We start from the raw sequence: 3472 nt of genomic DNA on the forward strand, positions 1-3472 counted from the left end.
TCGAGACTCAACACCATGCCCGGGCCTCCTCGCCGATCTATCCGCATGCTTCCACCACTGGGTGGTGCGTTGACCGGTTGAGACCGCCATCGTTTCCGGCAGGCTCTCGGAGCACAAGCCATGATCGATCGACTATCGCTACCAATCGTCATCCGTCGTCCGAGCACTGGCGGTCGGCTGCCCGTTCGAAGTCTGGAACGGGTCGGTCTTGCGCGTCCTCGGCCGTCAGCGCGAGGCCGTTGCTTTCGATGTCGGCGATGAGCCAGTCCATTTCGAGGATCTCCCGGCGCTGCGCTTCGCTGATTTCAACCGCAAGTTCGCAGACGCGGACATCCTGCAGCTGTGCTCGCTCGGATCGGGTGATCGCGAGCGAGTGATGCGGAATCATTGCGCGCATGTACGCGGTGTCGTCGACGGTGATCTGGCTGCGGTCGAGGGCGATGCCTCCTCCGAGGAGGAGAACGCTGACGATGATGACCGCAATGTTCGCTTTCCTGTGCTTGTACATGTTGAGCATCCAGGCCAGCATGACCAGCCCCATGGCGCCGCCCATAGTGAGCGCCATGAAGACGCGGCTTTCGCTGAAGCGTATGTGCCCCCATTCCCACACTCCAGCGAACATCGTCCAATACATCACGACCATGCCGGTGAGAATCATCGCCGCGAATCGCAAGTACATCGTCAGCGATCCGTGCTTTTTCGCCCCTGCTTGTCGTCCATTTGTTTCGTGCGCGTCCTTCGACATATTCCTCACCTGTCGTCTCGGTTCGTTGCGCGGTAGCGCGATTGATGACGACGTGTGGGGTAAGAGCGCTCGCTAGTCTGCTTCGGCCTGGTCAACGGGCATCACTGGATTGATGCGGGTAGCGAAGAACTGCACGACGCCGTCGAGGTGGCTATTCAGAGGGTTGCGAGGAGCGCGGCGCAGGCATCTTCGCATCGCCGGCAGGCCGCAGCACACACCGTGCAGTGTTCGTGCATCGTGTGCTTCTCGCACTCGTCGGCGCAGCTCGCGCATGCCGTGCGGCACGCTTCGAGGGTTGCGCGGGTGAGGTTGGCGTCGTACCCGGTGTGCCTGGACAGGATGCGTCCGGTGGTTTCGCAGAGGTCGGCGCAGTCCACGTTCGTGCGGATGCACTTCGTCAGCTCGGCAACCATTTCCTCGCTCAGGCACGCGTCGGCGCATGCGGTGCATGATTGCGCGCACTCAACGCACGCCTCGATACACTCCACCAGCACCTTCCGGTCAGCCTGGCCAAGGTCCTTCGGGTAGGTGCGGAGCATTTCCGCCGCGACAGTCATAGTGGCTCCTCTCGTCATTGTGGAGTCTTTAAACTACGACCGCACCTCGCTCCCGGGGACCCCGTTGAATACCCCGGGAGGGCATGGTAGTTCAGCGGCAGATCATCGTCGCAGCGATTACTGTGCGGTGACGATTATTCCGTTTCTGCAGCGTGACTGGGTGGAGCTCGAAGGATCAGAGCCAGGGCGACAATGACCATGATTACGGCGATGTCAAAGCTGGCGATCGTGTACGTCCACCAAGCGACGTCGGTCGATTGGGCATCACTGATCAGATGCGCGAGCGCGAGGGCTGGACCGCAGATCAAGAGCATATATCCAAGACGCACGAGCCTTCGATGCGTCCGCTCCGCGGGACTGCGAGGCGAAGGCGCGCCGGGTGAGGACGAGTGCACGGCCGTCAGATGGTGCATCGAGTCGAAGGGGGATCTGGAGCCGGTGGGGGTCATCAGAAGATCGCTCCAATGGCGAGAAAACTAGCAGCGGCGAGGAGAGCAACGGCGACCGTCGCCACGATGACGAACAACACGAGGTTCCGAAAGGGGTTCTTGGGCGCTTTCACGAGGAATCCTTGGGCACAGGTCTTTGCGCCCGCGTTATTGGGCGGGACTCAGCACAGTGGTGCTGTCCGGTGAGACTTCAACGATGCCCCGGTCATCGACGAGGATGACGCGGTCGTCGATGACCGTGAGGGCTTGAACGGCGCCTTGGAGGGATTCGAGCTGATGCCAGGTTCCATTTTCATCCTCTGTCCACAGGACGCCATCGGTGCCTGCGCCGAGAAGAGTGCCATCGGTGCGAGCCTCCAGCGCGTAGAGCACAGGTGTTCCGTCGACTGGAGTGAATGTGTTACCGCCGTCGCTGCTGAAGAGAACGCCTTCTTCGGCTGCAGCGTACAAACCGGATTCGGTGACCGCGAGATCAGCGGCGCCGAGGGACGCACGCTCCGTCCAGTTGTTTCCCTCGTCTGTGCTGGTGAGCAGGTTCACTTGGCTAGAGGGGACGCCGTAGAGGGTGCCGTCCGGGGCCGCGGTGAGGATGTGGAAGTCGGTGGTTCCGTTGAGAGCAATAGGCGACCAAGTGTTCCCGTAGTCGTCGCTGCGGATGATGCCGAGGTTGGGCGATCCGAGTTCGGCCGGGGTCTTTTCGCCGGGATGCCCGGAGGCGAACAGCGCGTCTCCCGAGACCGTGAATCCCATGGCGTCGAAGGCGTGACCGCCGATCGGGCCGGAGATATCCCCATCTGGTGTGAGAGTGAAGATTCCGTTGTGCGTGGCCACCAGCAGATCATCGCCCCGGGGATCTTGGGCGATGCCGTGGATGTGGTCGATGCGGGGAGCTGAGTCCGGGTTGCCGAGCGGTGTCGCGGTGCATCCGGTGGCGACAGCCGCCAGGACGGTCACAGTGACGGTTGCGAGAAGGAGTGAGCGTTTCATGATGGTTTCCGTGAGTGGCCTCAAGCGGGCCTGGCTTCACGACGCGCAACAAGAGCACGCCGACGTCTGACTGCTGCCGCAATGGGGCAGCACGGATGACAGGTCCGGGCGGGACGATCGGATACCGGCCCGCCCGGAGGATTCCTACAGCTGGCCGAGGAGTTCCTGCATCGTGGCGATCTCCGCCGTCTGGTCGTCGATCACCTGTTGCGCGAGCTCGAGGACGTCCGGGTTCTGCGCATCATCAAGCGCCGTCTGCGCCATGTCGACGGCACCTTCGTGGTGCACGATCATCTGCTCCAGGAACAGGCTGTTCGCCTCGACAGCATCCGCGCTCTCCAACATGGTCATGTCCTCTTCGGACATCATGCTGTCGTCACCGCCCATCGAACCGTGATCCATGCCTCCCATGGAGTCGGGGTCGTACTCCACACCCCAGTCTTCGAGCCATCCGAGCATCTTGTCGATCTCGGGGCCCTGCGCCGCCTTGATCTGCTCGGCAAGTTCCACCACGCGTGCGTCGGCACCGTCTTTAGCTAGCAGCATGTCGGCCATCTCGATCGCCTGCTCGTGATGAGGGATCATCATCGTGACGAACATCTCGTCAGCCTCGTTCGCTGCCGAAGTCGACGACGACTGAGCCTCGATCCACCGATGAGCCTGGGGTGGGCTCAGCTGGCATGATCAGCGGGCGGTGATGTCTCGAGGGCAGGTGTGAGTTCCGGGCATTGCAT

4 protein-coding genes are annotated in these 3472 nt (G+C 62.1%); all 4 read right to left on the minus strand.

The window, feature by feature from the left end:
* Nucleotides 1–148 precede the first annotated feature (148 nt).
* Complete coding sequence (locus G510_RS0113110; protein ID WP_029153978.1) at nucleotides 149–745, minus strand: DUF305 domain-containing protein; 597 nt, start codon at nucleotides 743–745, stop codon at nucleotides 149–151.
* A gap of 155 nt (nucleotides 746–900) precedes the next feature.
* On the minus strand, nucleotides 901–1302 hold the full coding sequence (locus G510_RS0113115; RefSeq protein ID WP_029153979.1) for a four-helix bundle copper-binding protein: 402 nt from the start codon (nucleotides 1300–1302) through the stop codon (nucleotides 901–903).
* Nucleotides 1303–1898: 596 nt separating this feature from the next.
* Nucleotides 1899–2738 (minus strand): F510_1955 family glycosylhydrolase, encoded by an 840-nt coding sequence (locus G510_RS0113130; RefSeq protein ID WP_029153981.1) that lies wholly within the window; start codon nucleotides 2736–2738, stop codon nucleotides 1899–1901.
* Nucleotides 2739–2882: 144 nt separating this feature from the next.
* Nucleotides 2883–3338, minus strand: a complete 456-nt coding sequence (locus G510_RS16995; RefSeq protein WP_036323445.1) for a DUF305 domain-containing protein — start codon at nucleotides 3336–3338, stop codon at nucleotides 2883–2885.
* Between the last annotated feature and the right edge of the window lie 134 nt (nucleotides 3339–3472).

It is taken from the genome of Microbacterium gubbeenense DSM 15944, from assembly GCF_000422745.1.
GTDB lineage: Bacteria > Actinomycetota > Actinomycetes > Actinomycetales > Microbacteriaceae > Microbacterium > Microbacterium gubbeenense.